The sequence below is a fragment of the Amycolatopsis sp. MJM2582 genome, assembly GCF_000754115.1.
GTDB classification, from domain to species: domain Bacteria; phylum Actinomycetota; class Actinomycetes; order Mycobacteriales; family Pseudonocardiaceae; genus Amycolatopsis; species Amycolatopsis japonica.
In genome coordinates this window covers 19,674-36,240 of sequence record NZ_JPLW01000007.1, presented here as the reverse complement: position 1 = coordinate 36,240, position 16,567 = coordinate 19,674, and the positions used below count along the sequence as shown (strand labels likewise).

At 67.0% G+C, this 16,567-nt stretch carries 15 protein-coding genes and 2 tRNA genes; 6 read left to right on the top strand and 11 right to left on the bottom strand.

The features are described 5' to 3' along the window. The first annotated feature begins 27 nt into the window (after positions 1-27). The 3 genes from ED92_RS34860 to ED92_RS34850 all read left to right on the top strand — a co-directional run bounded on the left by ED92_RS34860 (position 28) and on the right by ED92_RS34850 (position 2,405). Entirely contained in the window at positions 28-669 is a 642-nt protein-coding gene (locus ED92_RS34860; protein WP_037345960.1) for a response regulator transcription factor, read from the top strand. Between the two features lie 82 nt (positions 670-751). Continuing rightward, entirely contained in the window at positions 752-985 is a 234-nt protein-coding gene (locus ED92_RS34855; RefSeq protein ID WP_037345959.1) for a hypothetical protein, read from the top strand. A gap of 94 nt (positions 986-1,079) precedes the next feature. After that, on the top strand, positions 1,080-2,405 hold the full coding sequence (locus ED92_RS34850) for an acyltransferase (protein ID WP_037345957.1): 1,326 nt from the start codon (positions 1,080-1,082) through the stop codon (positions 2,403-2,405). On the opposite strand, the gene ED92_RS34845 is transcribed toward ED92_RS34850, so the two are convergent. From ED92_RS34845 to ED92_RS34810, 8 genes are all read right to left on the bottom strand, one after another. After that, the gene (locus ED92_RS34845) at positions 2,395-3,291 is read right to left on the bottom strand and encodes an amidohydrolase family protein (protein WP_037345955.1); all 897 of its coding nucleotides are present in this window, start codon (positions 3,289-3,291) and stop codon (positions 2,395-2,397) included. The genes ED92_RS34850 and ED92_RS34845 overlap by 11 nt on opposite strands. Then, positions 3,288-3,770: an SsrA-binding protein SmpB gene (smpB, locus tag ED92_RS34840; protein WP_037345953.1), complete on the bottom strand. Its 483-nt coding sequence runs from the start codon at positions 3,768-3,770 to the stop codon at positions 3,288-3,290. The genes ED92_RS34845 and smpB overlap by 4 nt, the downstream gene beginning before the upstream one ends. Before the next feature lie 52 nt (positions 3,771-3,822). After that, on the bottom strand, positions 3,823-4,716 hold the full coding sequence (gene ftsX, locus ED92_RS34835; RefSeq protein ID WP_037345952.1) for a permease-like cell division protein FtsX: 894 nt from the start codon (positions 4,714-4,716) through the stop codon (positions 3,823-3,825). 51 nt (positions 4,717-4,767) lie between these two features. After that, positions 4,768-5,457, bottom strand: a complete 690-nt coding sequence (gene ftsE, locus ED92_RS34830; RefSeq protein WP_005168409.1) for a cell division ATP-binding protein FtsE — start codon at positions 5,455-5,457, stop codon at positions 4,768-4,770. Positions 5,458-5,592: 135 nt separating this feature from the next. Further along, entirely contained in the window at positions 5,593-6,696 is a 1,104-nt protein-coding gene (gene prfB / locus ED92_RS34825; protein ID WP_037345950.1) for a peptide chain release factor 2, read from the bottom strand. 66 nt (positions 6,697-6,762) lie between these two features. Continuing rightward, positions 6,763-7,263: a PadR family transcriptional regulator gene (locus ED92_RS34820; RefSeq protein ID WP_037345948.1), complete on the bottom strand. Its 501-nt coding sequence runs from the start codon at positions 7,261-7,263 to the stop codon at positions 6,763-6,765. A 279-nt stretch (positions 7,264-7,542) separates the two neighbouring features. Continuing rightward, positions 7,543-7,616 (bottom strand) — tRNA-Met (locus ED92_RS34815). Positions 7,617-7,699: 83 nt separating this feature from the next. Next, entirely contained in the window at positions 7,700-8,293 is a 594-nt protein-coding gene (locus tag ED92_RS34810; protein ID WP_037345945.1) for a TetR/AcrR family transcriptional regulator C-terminal domain-containing protein, read from the bottom strand. Positions 8,294-8,385: 92 nt separating this feature from the next. Here ED92_RS34810 and ED92_RS34805 point away from each other — a divergent pair, with 92 nt between their 5' ends. Beyond that, on the top strand, positions 8,386-9,837 hold the full coding sequence (locus ED92_RS34805; RefSeq protein WP_037345943.1) for an FAD-dependent monooxygenase: 1,452 nt from the start codon (positions 8,386-8,388) through the stop codon (positions 9,835-9,837). Between the two features lie 196 nt (positions 9,838-10,033). Here the strand turns inward: ED92_RS34805 and ED92_RS34800 are convergent. Both ED92_RS34800 and ED92_RS34795 read right to left on the bottom strand, forming a co-directional pair. Further along, positions 10,034-10,107: transfer RNA gene (locus ED92_RS34800), tRNA-Met, on the bottom strand. Between the two features lie 67 nt (positions 10,108-10,174). After that, positions 10,175-13,168, bottom strand: a complete 2,994-nt coding sequence (locus tag ED92_RS34795) for a UPF0182 family protein (protein ID WP_037345941.1) — start codon at positions 13,166-13,168, stop codon at positions 10,175-10,177. A gap of 156 nt (positions 13,169-13,324) precedes the next feature. On the opposite strand from ED92_RS34795, the gene ED92_RS34790 reads away from it, so the two are divergent. Next, positions 13,325-13,873, top strand: coding sequence for a PPA1309 family protein (locus ED92_RS34790; RefSeq protein WP_037345940.1), 549 nt, complete (start codon positions 13,325-13,327; stop codon positions 13,871-13,873). A 131-nt stretch (positions 13,874-14,004) separates the two neighbouring features. On the opposite strand, the gene ED92_RS34785 is transcribed toward ED92_RS34790, so the two are convergent. Next, positions 14,005-15,009, bottom strand: coding sequence for a PDZ domain-containing protein (locus tag ED92_RS34785; protein ID WP_199755109.1), 1,005 nt, complete (start codon positions 15,007-15,009; stop codon positions 14,005-14,007). A gap of 203 nt (positions 15,010-15,212) precedes the next feature. On the opposite strand from ED92_RS34785, the gene ED92_RS34780 reads away from it, so the two are divergent. Next, on the top strand, positions 15,213-16,562 hold the full coding sequence (locus tag ED92_RS34780) for a zinc-dependent metalloprotease (protein ID WP_037345938.1): 1,350 nt from the start codon (positions 15,213-15,215) through the stop codon (positions 16,560-16,562). Positions 16,563-16,567: the final 5 nt, after the last annotated feature.

Here is a 16,567-nt window from a genome sequence, read left to right as displayed (position 1 = left end):
CCATTCACTCACGACGCTGGGGGCAGCATGCGGGTTGTCATCGCCGAAGACGCGGTTCTGTTGCGCGCGGGGGTGATCCGACTGCTCGCCGACGAGGACATCGAGACGGTCGCCGCCGTGGACAACGGCGACGACCTGCTGGTCGCGGTCAAGGAGCACCAGCCGGACCTCGCGATCGTCGATGTCCGCATGCCGCCCACCTTCACCGACGAGGGCCTGCGGGCGGCGCTGGGCGCCCGTGAGGCCGTTCCCGGTCTTCCGGTCCTCGTGCTTTCCCAGTACGTCGAAGAGAGCTACGCCGTCGAGCTGCTGTCCGGTGGCGCGGGCGGAGTCGGTTACCTGCTCAAGGAACGCGTCGCCGACGTCGGGGACTTCCTCGACGCGGTCAAGCGGGTCGCCGGCGGCGGCACGGCCATCGATCCGGACGTCATCGCGCAGCTCATGGCTCGGGGCCGCAAGAACCCGCTCGACGCGCTCACCGCCCGCGAGTCCGAGGTGCTGGGGTTGATGGCGCAGGGCCTGTCGAACACCGCGATCGCGAACTCGCTCGTCGTCTCGCACGGAGCGGTCGAGAAGCACATCGGCAACATCTTCTCGAAGCTCGGGCTCGAAGCGAGTTCGGTGGAGCACCGCCGGGTCCGCGCGGTGCTCACTTATTTAGGACGCTGAAGTAGCTCTTGGTGGCGAAGCCGTCACTCACCTAACATGGGCAGACTGTTGGTGGGGAAACGAGCCGAGCCGAGGAGGCCCCATGACCGACCGGACCTCCCGCAGCGTCCGCTTCTTCGGCGGGCCGCTCGACGGTCGCGTCCAAGAGCTCGGTGACACGGAGCCGATCGTGGGCACCGTCCTCAAACACGTCCATCTGCACGACGGGCCCAAAATCGAAACCCGGTACGAACTCGGCCGCGCCGAAGACGACTGCTGGGAGTTCCGGCTGTGCTCCGCCCCGCTCCCGGAGCCCGAGACCGACGGCGTGGGGTAGGGAAAACTCCACCTTCCGGGGGCGAAAACCCCGAAGATCGATACGGCGGCCCGCACCACTGTTTTCGCGGCCCCGAAGCACCAGGCTCTTTTCCATGCACACAAGCGGGAAACAGGGCCGTGACAGGTTCCTGGACATCGTCCGAGCGGTCGCGATCCTCGCGGTCGTCGTCCAGCACTGGGGAATGCCGGTGCTCTCCTACGCCGACGGCCATCTCTCGACCGGGAACGCCCTCGCGACGCCCGGCTGGTGGATCATCACCTGGCTCAGCCAGGTCATGCCGCTCGTCTTCTTCGCCGGCGGCGCGGCGAACCTGATCTCGTTGAGCCGGGCGGAAAGTTCCCGTTCCTGGCTCGCGGCGCGCCTCAAGCGGCTGATGATCCCGGTGCTGCCGCTGGTGGCCGTCTGGCTGTTCGTCCCGGACATCCTGCGCGGTATGGGCGTTCCGGAGCAGCCGTTGCAGGTCGGCGGCGCGATCGCCGCCCAGTTGCTGTGGTTCCTCGCCGTGTACGTGCTCACCGTGCTGCTCACCCCGATGCTCGCCGCGGCCCATCGCCGCTGGGGCCTGAAGGTCCCGCTCGTGATGCTCGCCGCCGCCGTGCTCGTGGACGTCGCCCGCTTCAACGACCTCGGCCTGATCGGGTTCGCGAACGCCGTCTTCGTCTGGATGGCCGTGCACCAGCTCGGTTTCCACTACACGCAGGGACGTCTCGGGTCGCTGAGCCGCAACGCCGCGCTGGGCATGTCCGCAGCCGGTTTCGGCATCACCGCGCTGATGGTCGCCTTCGGCCCGTACCCGGCGAGCATGATCGGCATGCCGGGCGCCCCGGTGTCGAACATGAGCCCGCCGACCGTGCTGCTGGCCTTCCTCGCGATCGGCCAGATTGGACTCCTGCTGGCCTTCAAGCCCCAGCTGAACGCCTTGGCCGCCCGGCCGAACCTCGACGCCGCGCTGAAGTGGATCGGCCCGCGGTTCATGAGCGTCTACCTGTGGCACATGCCGGCGCTGATCGTCGTCTCCGGTGTCGCGGTCTACGGCCTCGGTTACGAAACCCCCGAACCGGGTTCCGTGCTGTGGCTGACGATGCTCCCGGCCTGGCTCGGTGCCTGCGGGCTCGTGCTCCTCGGCCTGCTGCGGATGTTCGCCCGCTTCGAGTCGCAGGGTTCCGGCCCCGCGTCGACCGCGCACACACCTCAGCTCGTGGTGGCCGGGCTGGCGATCGCCGGGGGCCTGCTCGGCCTCGCCGCGCACGGTTTCGCCCCGCTGAGCGATGGTCTGGCGCAGGGCCCGGCGCCGTGGGTGGCGCTGGCGACGGGTGGATTCCTGCTGGCGGGCAAGCAGATCCCGGTCTCGGAGCTGGGGACGCGGCTGCTCGGCCGCGCCGTCTCGGTCACCGAGGTGGCCCAGCTCAAACGCTGAGCAGTTTCGCGGGGGTGTCGTGCAGCACCGCCCGCAGGAACGGCTCACCCAGGCGATCGTCGGCGGCCCAGCCGGCGATCGCCTGCAGCTGTGTGGCGTACGAGTACGGGATGTTGGGGAAATCGGTGCCGAGCACGACGCGATCCGGGAACTCTGCCAGCAGGTCCTGCCAGTCCGGCGGAAGCGGATTGCCGCGCAGGGTGAACTCCACCCCGACCATCGTGGTGTCGAGGTACACGCGCGGATACTTCCCGGCCAGCTCGAAGGCGAAGTCGATCTCGGGCATGCCGGCGTGTGCGAGCACCAGCGTCAGGCTGGGATGCCGCACCAGGATCTCTTCGAACAACCGTAGCCCGGTGTAGGCACCCCTCAACGGACCGTGTCCACAGTGGACGACCACGGGAACGCCCGCGTCCGCCAGCGCTCCCCAGACGCCGTCGAGCAGCTCGTCACGCGGGTCGTAGGCGCCGACCTGGACGTGCGCCTTGAAACACCGGGCGCCCGCGCGCAGCGCACCGTCCACAACGGACAGCGCACCGGGCTCCGGGTAGAACGTGCCGGTCGGCACCGCCTCCGGGACGCGGTCCGCGAACTCCAGCGCCCATGACGTCAGCCATTCGGCCATACCGGGCTTGTGCGGATACACCAGCGGCGCGAACCTGCGCACGCCGAAGGACCGCAGGGTTTCGACGCGCTCTTCTTCGGTGGTGCGGTAATGCACCGGCCAGGCCATGCCGTAGTGCTCCTCGGCCTGGTCGAAATAGGCCCACACCTTGTCCATGACCGGCTTCGGCAGGAAATGCAGGTGAAGGTCCACGAGCCCGTCGATGCCCAGCGCCGAGAGCCAGCCGGGGATCTCGGCGTCCGACGCGGGCCCGTGGATCAATCGGTGTACCGGCCCTTGAGCGCCCGGCCCATGGCCCGGCTGATGGTGCGCTGCGCGTCCCGCTTGGCGATGTCCTGCCGCTTGTCGTAGGACTTCTTGCCCTTCGCCAGCGCGATCTCGACTTTGACCTTGCCGTCCTTGAAGTACATCGACAGCGGGACCAGCGAAAGACCGCTCTCCTTGGTCTTGCCGATGAGCTTCTCGATCTCCTGGCGGTGCAGCAGCAGTTTCCGGGTGCGCCGCGGCGTGTGGTTCGTCCACGTGCCCTGCACGTACTCCGGGATGTGCACGTTGCGGAGCCAGACCTCGCCGTCGTCCACCGTGGCGAACGCGTCGGCCAGCGATGCCCGTCCTTCACGCAGGCTCTTCACCTCGGTACCGACGAGCACGAGACCGGCTTCGTAGGTGTCGAGGATGGAGTAATCGTGGCGAGCCTTGCGGTTCGACACGATCACCTTGTGTCCACGTTCCTTGGGCATAGCGGCGACTCTACGTGAGTTTCTGTGTTCGGGCAGGTGGTTATCGGGGCGGCTAGTGGCGCACGTACAGGCGCAGCGTCACGTAGCCGGTGATCGCCGAGATGACGATCGAGACGGCGAGCAGGATCGGCGCCACCGGGAACAGCAATTCGAGCATGCCGACCGCGGGGAACACGTCACCGGTGAGCACCAAGTCGAGCAACAGCACCTTGGTGAGCACCAGGAAGACGATACCGATGATGGCACCGACCAGGCCGGCGACCACCGCCTCCAGGAGGAACGGCAGCTGCGTGTACCAGCGGGTCGCACCGACGAGCCGCATGATGCCGACCTCGGTGCGCCGGGTGAACGCCGACACCTGGATCGTGTTGGCGATCAGCAACAGCGCGGCGATGGCCATGATCAGCGCGGCGCCGAAGGCCAGGTTCCGCACCCCGTTGAGCGCGTTGAACACGCGGTCCAGCGCCTTCTGCTGGTCGTCGACCTTGGAGACGCCGGGCTTGCCGGTGTACTCCTGGATGATCGCCTGGCTGCGCTCGGGGTTCTTCAGCTTGACGTGCAGCGACGCGGGCAGCGCCTCCGGCCCGGTGAGCGCGAGCAGTTCCGGCTGGCTCTCGAACATCTTCTTGAACCGCTCGTAGGACTGCTCGCGGTTCTCGAAGACGACCGACTCGACGCCTTCGTTGCCCTGCAGTTGCTGACGCAGTGTCTGGCAGGCGGACTGCGAGCAGTTCGGGTCACCCGCGCTGATGTCGTTGACCAGATAGACCGAAACCTCGACGTCGGCGAGGAAGTTGGCCTTCATCTTGTCGATCGTGCCGACGGCCAGCAGGCCGAAGCCGAGCATGGCGAGGGAGACCGCGGTGGTGAGGATCATCGCGATGGTCATCGTGACGTTCCGGCGCAAGCCGGTGACTACCTCGCTGAAGACGAAACTGGCGCGCATCGGGGTTGATGTCCCTTGGAAGTCGTGGGTTACGGAAAAGGGCGGGGCCGGTCAGCGGCCGATGCCGTAGACGCCTCGGGCGTCGTCACGGATGACCTTGCCGAGCTGGAGCTCGACGACCCTTCGCCGCATCGAGTCCACGATCGAATGGTCGTGGGTGGCCATCAGCACCGTCGTGCCGGTGCGGTTGATCCGCTCCAGCAGCAACATGATGTCCTGGCTGGTGTCGGGGTCCAGGTTCCCGGTCGGCTCGTCGGCGAGCAGCACGAGCGGGCGGTTCACGAACGCGCGGGCGATCGCGACGCGCTGCTGCTCACCACCGGAGAGTTCGTTGGGGAGACGGTCGGCCTTGCCGTCGAGGCCGACGAGTTCGAGCACCTCGGGCACGACCTTGCGGATCGTGGGGCGCGGCTTGCCGATGACTTCGAGCGCGAAGGCGACGTTCTCGGCGACGGTCTTGTTCGACAGCAGACGGAAGTCCTGGAAGACGCAGCCGATGGTCTGCCGCAGCCGCGGCACCCGGCGACGGGCGAGCTTGGCGACGTCGAAGTTGGAGACCATGACGCGACCCTTGCTCGGCACCTCTTCGCGCAGCAGGAGACGCAGGAAGGTCGACTTCCCGGATCCCGAGGGACCGATCAGGAAGACGAACTCGCCTTTGTCGATCTCGACCGACACCCGCTCAAGGGCGGGACGGGTCGAGGTCTTGTAGACCTTGGAAACCTCTTCGAGCCGGATCACGGTTCGGCATACTACCCATGCCCGCCGTTAAGCCCGGGTAGCCCGGTACCGGCGGCCAAGCGAGCAAGGGACCTTTGCTATCACTCTCTTTCGGAAAGTGGTAGCAAAGGTCCCTTCCTCTCTCACGCAGGGTTGTTACGCGGCTCCGGACTGCTTGCGCCAGCGGATGCCGGCCTCCAGGAAGCCGTCGATCTCGCCGTCGAGCACGGACGACGGGTTGCCGACCTCGAACTCGGTCCGCAGGTCCTTGACCATCTGGTACGGGTGCAGCACGTAGGAGCGCATCTGGTTGCCCCAGCTGGAGCCGCCGTCCTTGAGCGCGTCCATCTCGGCGCGCTCCTCTTCCTTCTTCCGCTGCAGCAGCCGCGCCTGGAGGACCTTCATCGCGGCCGCCTTGTTCTGCAGCTGCGACTTTTCATTCTGACACGAAACGACCACGCCGGTCGGGATGTGGGTGATCCGCACCGCCGAGTCCGTCGTGTTGACGCTCTGGCCGCCGGGCCCGGACGAGCGGTACACGTCGACGCGGATGTCCTTCTCGGGGATGTCGACGTGGTCGACCTCCTCGACCTCGGGCATCACCTCGACGTGCGCGAAGGAGGTCTGGCGACGGCTCTGGTTGTCGAACGGCGAGATGCGCACCAGCCGGTGCGTGCCCTGCTCGACCGAGAGCGTGCCGTAGACGTACGGGGCGCTCACCTTGAAGGTGGCGGACTTGATACCCGCTTCTTCGGCGTAGGAGATGTCGTAGACGTCCGTCGGGTAGTTGTGGCGTTCCGCCCACCGCAGGTACATCCGGAGCAGCATCTCGGCCCAGTCGGCGGCGTCGACACCGCCCGCTTCGGACCGGATGGTGACCACGGCGTTCCGCGGGTCGTATTCACCCGACAGCAGGGTGCGGACCTCGAGCCCGTCGATGTCCTTGGTGAGCGCCGTGAGCTCGGACTCGGACTCGGCCACACTGGCGGAGTCGCCCTCGGCCTCGGCCAGTTCATAGAGGACGCCCAGGTCGTCGAGCCGCTGCCGCAGCTCGGAAATGCGTCGCAGCTCACTCTGCCGGTGGGACAACTGGCTGGTGACCTTCTGCGCCGCTTCGGGGTCGTCCCAGAGGTTCGGGCTGGATGCCTGTTCCTCCAGCTCGGCCACCTGGGCACGCAGCGCATCCAGGTCCATCACCGACTCGATCTGCGTCAGCTTGCCGGCCAGGTCCTTCAGTGCCGCATCGAACTCATCACTCACGTCGGCCAAGGTTACGGCAAAACCCACGACCGGTTGCGGGGAACCGGCCGTGGGCACCTGTCCGGGTCAGGACTGGGGGATGGAATCCAGCAGTTTCAGTGCGGCTTTGGCCTGCGCCTGAGCGAACTCGGCGACCGCCTTGGCGTACGGGCCGTCGGCGGCCTTGCTGGCGGCCTTGGCCTCGTCGAGCTGCTGCGTGTAGCTCCCGCGGGCCGATTCGAGGAGGGTCGCGCGCTGCTTCACCGTCAACGAACCGGCGTGCACGAGACGGAGGATCAGCGGGCTGCGGAGGTGGTCAGGACCGGCTTCGGAGGACAGCCACGTCTTGAACGCCTTCTTGCCCGCCGCGGTGATGAGGTACTGCTGGCTCGACCGCGGCCCCTGCTTGCCGAGGCGGACGAGGCCCTCCTTCGACAAGGCGGGGAGCTCCCGGTACACCTGGCTGCGAGTCACGCTGAAGAAGGCGCCGAAACGCTCACCCGCCCCCGCGACCAGTTGCCCGCCCGTGGCGGGACCGTCGTGGAGAAGACCGAGCAGTGCGGCGGCTGTTGCATTCAATTCGGACACGTCCTCTACGGTCCCACTTTTCGGAACCTGTGTCCACTGTGGTCAACACATCTGTCCATTGTGGCTAGTGATATGCGCTCATTCGGCCCAACGCACTACGCCTGTCCACAATGGACCGAACACGCTACGCAACCGGCCTTCGCCACGGACAGCGGTACGCGTCCCCCGCCCCGACCAACAACGGGGAGTGATCGCCCCGGAGGGCGCACGGGCGACGGAACCGGAAAACGAAGAAGCGCGGATCTGCGATTTCCGCAGATCCGCGCTTCGTTTTCACAGTAGCGGGGACAGGATTTGAACCTGCGACCTCTGGGTTATGAGCCCAGCGAGCTACCGAGCTGCTCCACCCCGCGTCGTTGTGTTAATAGATTACACGGGGGCGAAACCGGGTTTCAGGCGGGTGCCCTTAACTTCCCAAAGCACCCTTGACCTGCCCTTATGGCGAGACTTTGTCATCCAGCCAGGCGAAGACGCCGTCGAGCACCATGGTCAGCCCGTCACCGAATCTGCCCTCGACGTCCTCGTCGAAGACCCACGCGGTGGGCGTGACGTCGTAGCGCGGGTCCCGCTCGCCCGGAATCGGATAAACGGCCTGTTCTTCGATGGTGAAGCCGACGACGTAGCTGTAAACGGTGAACAACGCTCGTCCAGCCAGGTACGGTTCGAGCCCCGCGTCGACGCGCGCCTGAAGCGGGTTGTCACCGAGCAAGCCGTCGTCCGTCATGAAGGTCCCGGAGAAGACCTTTGCCCCGTCACGGTAAGCGAGCATCATCCGGCGCATAGCCCGTGACGCCACCTCGAGGGATTTCCGCTCCCCCAGGCCTTCCGGCACCCGGCCCGGCATCGCGTCGGCGTACATCTGCGTCGCCATCTCGTCGAGCAGCTCCTGTTTGTTCTTCACGTGCCAGTACAGCGCCGGCGCTTTGACATCGAGTTCCTGCGCGATCAGGCGGAGCGTCAGCCCGTTGAGCCCGACGTCGTTGAGCAGCCGCAGCCCGGCGCGGACGATGTCCTGCCTGGTCAGACCCACTTTTACCTTCTTCCCAGCGGTAACGCCTTGACAATTTAACGATGTTAAGGGCACTCTGTCCACAGGTCAATTTAACGTTGTTAAGGAGTGGTATGGACAACCTGGGGACGGACGTGGTCGTGGCCGGGGCGGGGCCGACCGGGCTGATGCTGGCCAACGAACTCGCACTCGCCGGCGTCGATGTCGTGGTACTGGAACGGCTTCCCGAGCGCACGGGACTGTCGAAAGCGCTGAACCTGCAACCGCGGACAGCGGAAATACTGGAGCTGCGCGGACTTCTGGACGGCGCCGAAGAGCGTTCGTTCACGACGGTGCAGGACGGACACTTCGCGATGATCCCGGTCGACTACCACTGCTGGGACACTCGATTTCCCTTCCAGCTGGGGATTCCGCAGGCCCAGGTCGAGGAGTACCTGGAAGAACGGCTTGCCGCGCAAGGAACGAAGGTAGTGCGAGGAGCCGAAGTAATCGATTTCGTTCAGGACAAAGACTCTGTCTCTGTCCGGTACCGAACAGACGGTGGCGAAACCCGGCTGCGCGCGAAGTACCTCGTCGGCTGCGACGGCTCTCGAAGTGTTGTACGCAAAGGACTGAACGTGGACTTTCCCGGTGTGGACGGTCAAGGCTTCGGCGTGGTCGCGGACGTCCTGTTCGACAGAATCCCTGACGGTGCGCAAAAACAGTGGCGAACGATGCGGAACATCGGCGAGCCGACCGGTGCGACCACGTTCAAAGGCTTGATTCCGTTGGGAGAACCGGGTCTCTACCGTTTCGTCTACGGTGACAGGGCCTCGCGCCCCAAGAACATCCGGTCCGCCATCTCGCACGAGGAGGTCCGGCAGGCACTGCTCGACTCGTACGGTGAGACAGCGACGGTGTCGGAAATCCGGTGGGCGTCACAGTTCTCGGACGCCGCGCGACAGGCGGAGCACTACCGCGTCGGACGGGTGCTACTGGCAGGCGACGCGGCGCACATCCATTTCCCGGCAGGCGGCCAGGGGTTGAACCTGGGTGTGCAGGACGCCATGAACCTGGGCTGGAAGCTCGCCGCGAACGTGCGTGGCTGGGCCGGTGACGCCCTGCTGGACACCTACGAGGCCGAACGGCACCCTGTCGGCGCTCAGGTGCTGCACAACGTCGCGGCTCAGCTGGGGCTGACTCCGCGGTCTCACGAGTCTCGCGCGCTTCGCGACCTTTTCGCCGACCTGGTCACGCTGCCTGAGGTAAATCGGCATTTGGGGGGCATGGTCTCCGGTCTCGGGATCCGCTACATGACCTACGGGACGTCGCACCCGGCGCTGGGCTCGCGACTGAATGACCAGGAACTCGACACCGAAGCCGGCCCGATTCGCCCGAGCACGCTCTTTCACGACGGTGGCTTCGTGCTCCTGACGACCACTCCGGCCCACGTCGACGCCGCCCGGGCCCAGGCCCGCTCGCCGCGCCTGACCACCCAGCTGGTCACGTCCCTGCCGTGGCCCGCCACCGAAGCCGTCCTGTACCGCCCCGATGGCTACGCCTGCTGGACCGCCCCCACGCGGTAGCAAAGGTCCCCCGCTCCCCACCTGGTAGCAAAGGTCCCCCGCTACCACCGTCACCCTGGGCACCGAGGCGACCCACTCACTCCGGGGGTCCAGGGGGCGGAGCCCTCCTGGCGGGGGTCCGGGGGTTCGACCCCCGGGACAAATGCGAAGGAGGCCCGTGTCTGCGCTTTCCGCAGACACGGGCCTCCAACCTCTGTAGCGGGGACAGGATTTGAACCTGCGACCTCTGGGTTATGAGCCCAGCGAGCTACCGAGCTGCTCCACCCCGCGTCGTGACACCTACCTTACGCCTGCGTTTCGAGCAGGCGCAAAGCAGGTGCCCTTTAGGTAAGCGACGTCACCCTCCGGGCTGGCCGGAGGTCGGGGGCGCACCGGACGCCGGCGGGTTGGCCTTGGCCGACTCGTAGGCCTTCGAAGCGGCTTCGAGTGCGGCCAGGGCGGCACCCTGGTCGGCGTAGTTGCCGGATTGCTGGGCGGCGCGGAACTTGACCCAGGCGTCGTGCATGTCGCCCGCGGCCTTGTCGAGCGCCGGGTTGCCGGTGGCAGGCGGCTGCGGCGTCGTGGTGCCCGGGGGCGGTGTGGTCGTTCCGGGCGTGCCTCCGGTCTGCGGCGGCGTGACCCCGGAACCCGTGCCCGGCCCGAAGACCTGATCCAGGGCTTCGTTGAGCGTCGGCGCGAAACCGATCTTGGTGCCGTAGGAGACCAGGACCCGGGCCAGCTGCGGATAGCTCAGCTGGTTCCGCTGCCGGATGTAGACCGGTTCCACGTAAAGGAAGCCGTTCGCGACGGGCAGGGTGATCAGGTTTCCGTACGTGACGGTGACGTTCGGGTTGTTGAACAGGGTCCGGTCCTGCGCGACCCGCGGGTCACTTTGGAATCTGTTCTGGACCTGGACGGGACCGTCCACCTGGGTCGATCCGCTGGCGCCTGTCGGCAGTCTCAGGACGCGCATCTTCCCGTAGTCCTCGGGATCCGAGGACACCGACATCCAGGCCGCCAGGTACTGCCGTTGGAGACCGGTCAGCGAACTGGTGAGCTGGAATCGCGATTTGTTGTCTCCCGGCGCGGTGGCCAGGACGTAGTAGCCGGGCTGGTTCGCGACACCGGAGGCGGACGCGTTCACGCCGCCTTCCTGCGTCGGGTCCTGGGGAACGCTCCAGAAGGCCTGCTGCGCGTAGAACTCCGCCGGGTTGTTCACGTGGTACTTCGACAGGAGTTCCCGCTGCACCTTGAAGAGGTCTTCGGGGTAGCGGAAGTGCGACCGCAGGTCCGGCGAGATCTCGCTGCTCGGCTTGACCAGGCCGGGGAAGACGTTCTTCCAGGCGTTCAACACCGGCTCGTTGTCCTCGACCCCGTACAGGGTCACGGTGCCGTCGAACGCGTCGACGGTGGCCTTGACCGAGTTTCGGATGTAGTTGAGCGAGGAGTTCGCCTGGCGGGTGGTGCCGCTGAGCGAGTCGTTGGTCGCCTGGCCGAGCTGGGTCTGCTGGGCGTACGGGAAGTTGTTCATCGTGGTGTAGCCGTCGACGATCCAGATGATCTTGCCGTTGACGACCGCCGGATACGGGTCACCGTCGAGGGTCAGCCACGGGGCGACCTTGGCGACACGATCCCGAGGCTCACGGTTGAACATGATCTTGGATCCGTCGCCGATGGCGTCGGAGAAGAGGATGTTCCGCTCGCCGTACTCGGCGGCGAAGACGAGCCGGTTGAACCAGTTGTCGATCGGCACGCCGCCGGAGCCCTTGTAGATGTAGCCGCGGTCGACGGCGGTGTCGTACTCGCCGGGCGCCTGTCCCGCCTTGCCGCCGACGATCGCGTACGCGGCGTCGGTCGCCAGCTCGCCGTAGTAGATGCGCGGCTCGTCCACCTTGATGCCCGGCTTGTTCGGGTCGGTCGAACCGGCGCCCGTCGGGTTCTGGGTGTCGCTGGTGGTGGCGATCGGGTAACCGCCGTCGGAGTTGGCGTCCTTCAGCGCGCGGTCGATCGTGTTGGCCGGCGCGGCGACGAAGCCGTTTCCGTGCGTGTAGACGAGGTGCTTGTTGATCCAGTTCGTCTGGTTGCCGGTCAGGCCCTCGGTCTTGATCTCCTTGGCCGCGACGATGTAGTCCTGCGTGACCCCGTTGAGGGTGTAGCGGTCGATGTCCAGCTTCGACGGGAAGCCGTAGAAGTTCTCACGGCCGACGCGCTGGGTGAAGGTGTCGCTGAGGATGTTCGGGTCGAGGAGCCGGATGTTCGGGACGGTCCCCTTGTCCGCCTTGATCTCCGCGGAGGTCGCCTCAGACTTTCCGGTGTAGTCCTTGTATTCGACGTTGGTCAGGCCGAACGCCTGGCGGGTCGCGTCCATGTTGCGCTGGATCGACGCGGACTCCTTCTCGTTCGCGTTGGGGCGCACCGAGAACTGGTCGAGCACGGCGGGCCACGCGACGCCGACGAGCACGTTCGACAGGATCAGCAGCACCAGCGCGATCGCGGGGAGCTGCAGGTTGCGCAGGAACGCGCCGGCGAAGAAGGCGACGGCGCAGATCACCGAGATGCACAGAAGGATCAGCTTCGCGGGCAGGACCGCGTTCAGGTCGGTGTAGGTCGCACCGACGAAGAGCGGCGCCCCCCTATCGGAGAGCAGCAGGTTGTAGCGATCGAAGAAGTACTCGACCGCCTTCAGCAGCACGAAGATGCCGATGGTGATCGCGAGCTGGGCACGAGTCGGGCCGGCGAGCTGGCCGCCCTTACCCGCGAGCCGGATGCCACCGAAGATGTAGTGGGAGATCAACGCGCCGAAGAACGCGATGACGACGGAGATGAACAGCCAGCCCAGGAGCCAGTTGTAGAACGGCAGGTCGAAGGCGTAGAAGCCGACGTCGTTGCCGAATTCGGGATCGGTCTGCCCGAAGCGCGTGCCGTTCAGGAACAGCTGTACGACCTGCCAGTCGCCCTGCGCGGACGCGCCGGCGATGAGCCCGGTGAGCACCGGGATGCCGATACCGAAAAGCCGGATCCGGCCGACGATCGCCGACCGATAGCGCGCGAGCGGGTCGTCGTTGCCGGAAATCGGCACGAAGACGGGCCTCGACCGGTACGCGATCATCAAACTGATCGCGAGCGAGCCTCCCACCAGGAGCCCGACGGCGAAGAACAAGACGACACGGGTGATCAACACCGTGCTGAAGACCGTCCGGGCGCCGACCTCGCCGAACCACAACCAGTCGACATAGGTGTCCAGCAGTCTCGCGCCCAGCAGCAGGGCCAGGATGACTACGGCGGCGATGATGAGCAGGATCCGGCTGCGCCGGGACAGCTTCGGCAGGCTCACGGGGGGCCGAGTGGCCACTGCACACGCTCCTGGTTTGGTGAACTTTTCGCAGGGGCGCGCGTACCGCGTGCGGCCCCTGATGCTCTAACTCTACGGATGCCGTCGGAAGTTCCCGGAACCCGCCCAAACCGGACTCGGGACGCCGCCGTCCCGGCCGCCTGGAACGATGTGGCAATGGCACCGAGTGAGCAGCAGGGCGTGGCCGGCCTGGCCCGCGAAGTCGAGGAGTTCGTCGCCTCCGGAGGATGGGATCAGCCGCCGCAGTTGTTCGCGCTGGTCCCGACCGCGGCGCTGCTGGACGAGCAGCCCGAACTGGCCGGACAGCTCGATCCGTCGGCCCCGCTGACGCCGGTCGCGCAGGAGTCGCTGCCGGATGGTGACCTGGGTGAGGCGCTGGCTCAGATCGCGTGGCCCGATCTGGTCCTGGGCTGCGCGCTCGCGCAGGAGATCATCGTGCTGCCGCCGGACGCCGAAGCCGAGCTTCCCGTCGTGCCCGAGACCGATGCCGAACGCCTGCGTCAGGCGGCCGCCGACCACCCGCGCCGGACCGAGGCCCGGCTCGTCGCGGCCGTCCTGCGGGATGGCGCCGGAGCCTGCGTCATGCGGCTTCGCGGCGCGGGGAAGGCCGAAGAACCCGGCGACGTCCCTGTCGACGAGATCATCGAGAACCCGGAGCTGGCGCCCAACCTGCTGGAAGCCCTGAAGGCAACCCTGCTCCCCTGACCAGCGAAAAGAGAGCAAGGGACCTTTGCTACCACCCGGCCCGAGACGCACATCGGGCGATAGCAAAGGTCCCTTGCTCTCTTCAGTCAGCCCTGCGGGGTGGTAGCAAAGGTCCCTTGCTCCCCCGGCGGTCAGCAGGAGGCGGTGGGCCGTCCCGCCTTGAGGTTCTCGAGCTGAGTGATCGCCTCGTCCAGCGTGGAAACCTTGATCAGGTTCAGGCCATCGGGCGCGGCGGTCTTCGCCTCGGCGCAGTTGTGCGCGGGCACGAGGAAGTCGGTCGCGCCGGCCTCGCGGGCGCCGACCACCTTGAACGAGATGCCGCCGATCGCGCCGACGACGCCCTTCTCCGAGATCTCGCCCGTTCCGGCGATGTGCCTGCCACCGGCGAGGTCGCCGGGCTCCATCTTGTCGACAATCGCGAGCGCGAACATCAGCCCCGCCGACGGGCCGCCGACGTCCTGCAGCGAGATCTTCACGTCGAAGGGAACGTCCGCGCGATCCACGGCGGTCAGGCCCATGAAGCCTTCCGGCCCGTCGGGCCGCTGAGCGAGCGTGAGCGGCACGGTGCGTTCGGCCTGCCCATCGGATTTGAAAGTGATCTGGACCGTCTGTCCGGGCTTCGTGCCGTTCAGAGCGGCCCGCACGTCGGTCGCTTCCTTGACCGTCGCCCCGTTGACCACCAGCAGCCGGTCCCCCGGGGCGAGCACCTTGTCCGCGGGGCTGCCGGAGACGATCGTTTTCGCGAGCACCTTCACCGGGAACTTGCGCCGCAGCGCGGCGACCTGGGCGGCAGTCTGCGAGTCCTGCAGCTGCTGGATGTTCTCCTGGCGGACCTGCTCGTTGGTCTCGCCGGGCTTGAAGTACTCCTCGCGCGGCGCCAGGGCGTACCGGCCGCTCGCCCAGAGCCCGAGCGCGTTGAACAGCGTGATGCCGCCATCGCGCAGGGAGACCGTCGTCATCCGCAGCTCGCCGGATGTCTGGAAGATCTCGTGCCCGTTGACCTGGATCACGGACTGCCCGGCGGCGTCCTTGCCGAGCGTGTCATAGGTCGGGCCGGGACTGATCGCCACATACGGCACCGGGATGAAGAACCCGACCAGCGCGAAGGCGACGAACAACGCGCCGCTGACCAGCAGCGTCCAGCCGCGCCGGGTCAGCCGCCGTTCGGAGCGGTCCTGGTCACCCGCGGAGCCCGAACGGCTCCGCGCTCCTGTGGTCTCCTCCGAGGGCTCTGTCACGCGTGACAGCGTACGGTGACTGTGTTCGCTTCTCGGTGAAGGCCACGCTCATCACTCCACTTGACGAGCTGTGAATCCCGGGACCCGCGTACGGTGGTGCCATGAGCAAACCCCCGTTCGGCTTCGGACCGCCCGATCCCGACAAACGAGGCGAGAACGAGCCGTCGGATTCCGGCGGCCAGCCCTCCGGCGCCGAGGCCTTCAATCAGCTCGGTCAGATGCTCAGCCAGCTGGGCCAGATGCTCAGCCAGGCCGGCAGCTCGACCGGGCCGGTCAACTACGACCTGGCGAAACAGATCGCGTTGCAGAACCTCAGCAGCAGCGACAGCGGAGACGTCAAGCTCGGCTTCTCGTCGTCCAGTGGCGGTGACTCGAGCACGGCCGTCCGTGACGCCGCCCACCTGGCCGAGCTGTGGCTCGACGCCGCGACGATCCTGCCCGCCGGAGCCACCTCGACCGTCGCATGGTCCGCGCGCACCTGGGTCGAGAAGACCCTGCCGACCTGGCAGCGCCTCTGCGACCCCGTCGCCCAGCAGGTTTCGGGTGCGTGGGTCCAGGCCCTGCCCGAAGAGGCCAAGCAGGCCGCAGGTCCTCTGCTCTCGATGATGGGGCAGATGGGCGGAATGGCCTTCGGCTCCCAGCTCGGCAACGCCTTGGCTCAGTTGGCTTCCGAAGTGCTCACCTCCACCGAGGTCGGCCTTCCGCTGGGCCCAGCGGCCACTTCCGCGCTGTTGCCTGCCAACATCGAGAAGTTCACCGAGGGCCTGGAGCTGCCGACCAGCGAGGTGCTGGTCTTCATCGCCGCACGCGAGGCCGCCCACCAGCGGCTGTTCGCCCACGTGCCCTGGCTGCGGCAGCGGCTGCTGGCCACGGTCGAGGAGTTCGCGAACGGCATCTCCGTCGACACGTCGGCGCTCGAACAGCTCGCCGGCCGGATCGACCCGTCGAACCCGGCCAGCATCGAAGAGGCCATGTCCTCCGGCCTGCTCGAGCCGCAGACCTCACCTGAGCAGAAGGCGGCGCTGAACCGCCTGGAAACCCTGCTCGCACTGGTCGAAGGCTGGGTCGACGTCGTGGTCGCCGAGGCCATCGGCGACCGGCTGCCGGGCGCGGACGCGCTCCGGGAGACGCTGCGCCGCCGCCGGGCCACCGGTGGCCCCGCCGAGCAGACCTTCGCCACCTTGGTCGGGCTCGAACTCCGGCCCAGGCGGATGCGGGCGGCTTCCTCGTTGTGGAAGCTCGTCGGCGACCAGCACGGCATCGAGAAGCGGGACGGCCTCTGGTCCCACCCCGACCTGATGCCGACCGCCGAAGACCTCGACGAGCCGCTCGACTTCTCCGAACGCCTCGGCGATGGCGAGTCGACGCTCGAAGGCATCGACCCGATCGCCGAGATCGAACGCGCCGAGCGCGAGAAGAACAAGCCCAAGGGCGACGAAGACGAGAGCTGAGGCAC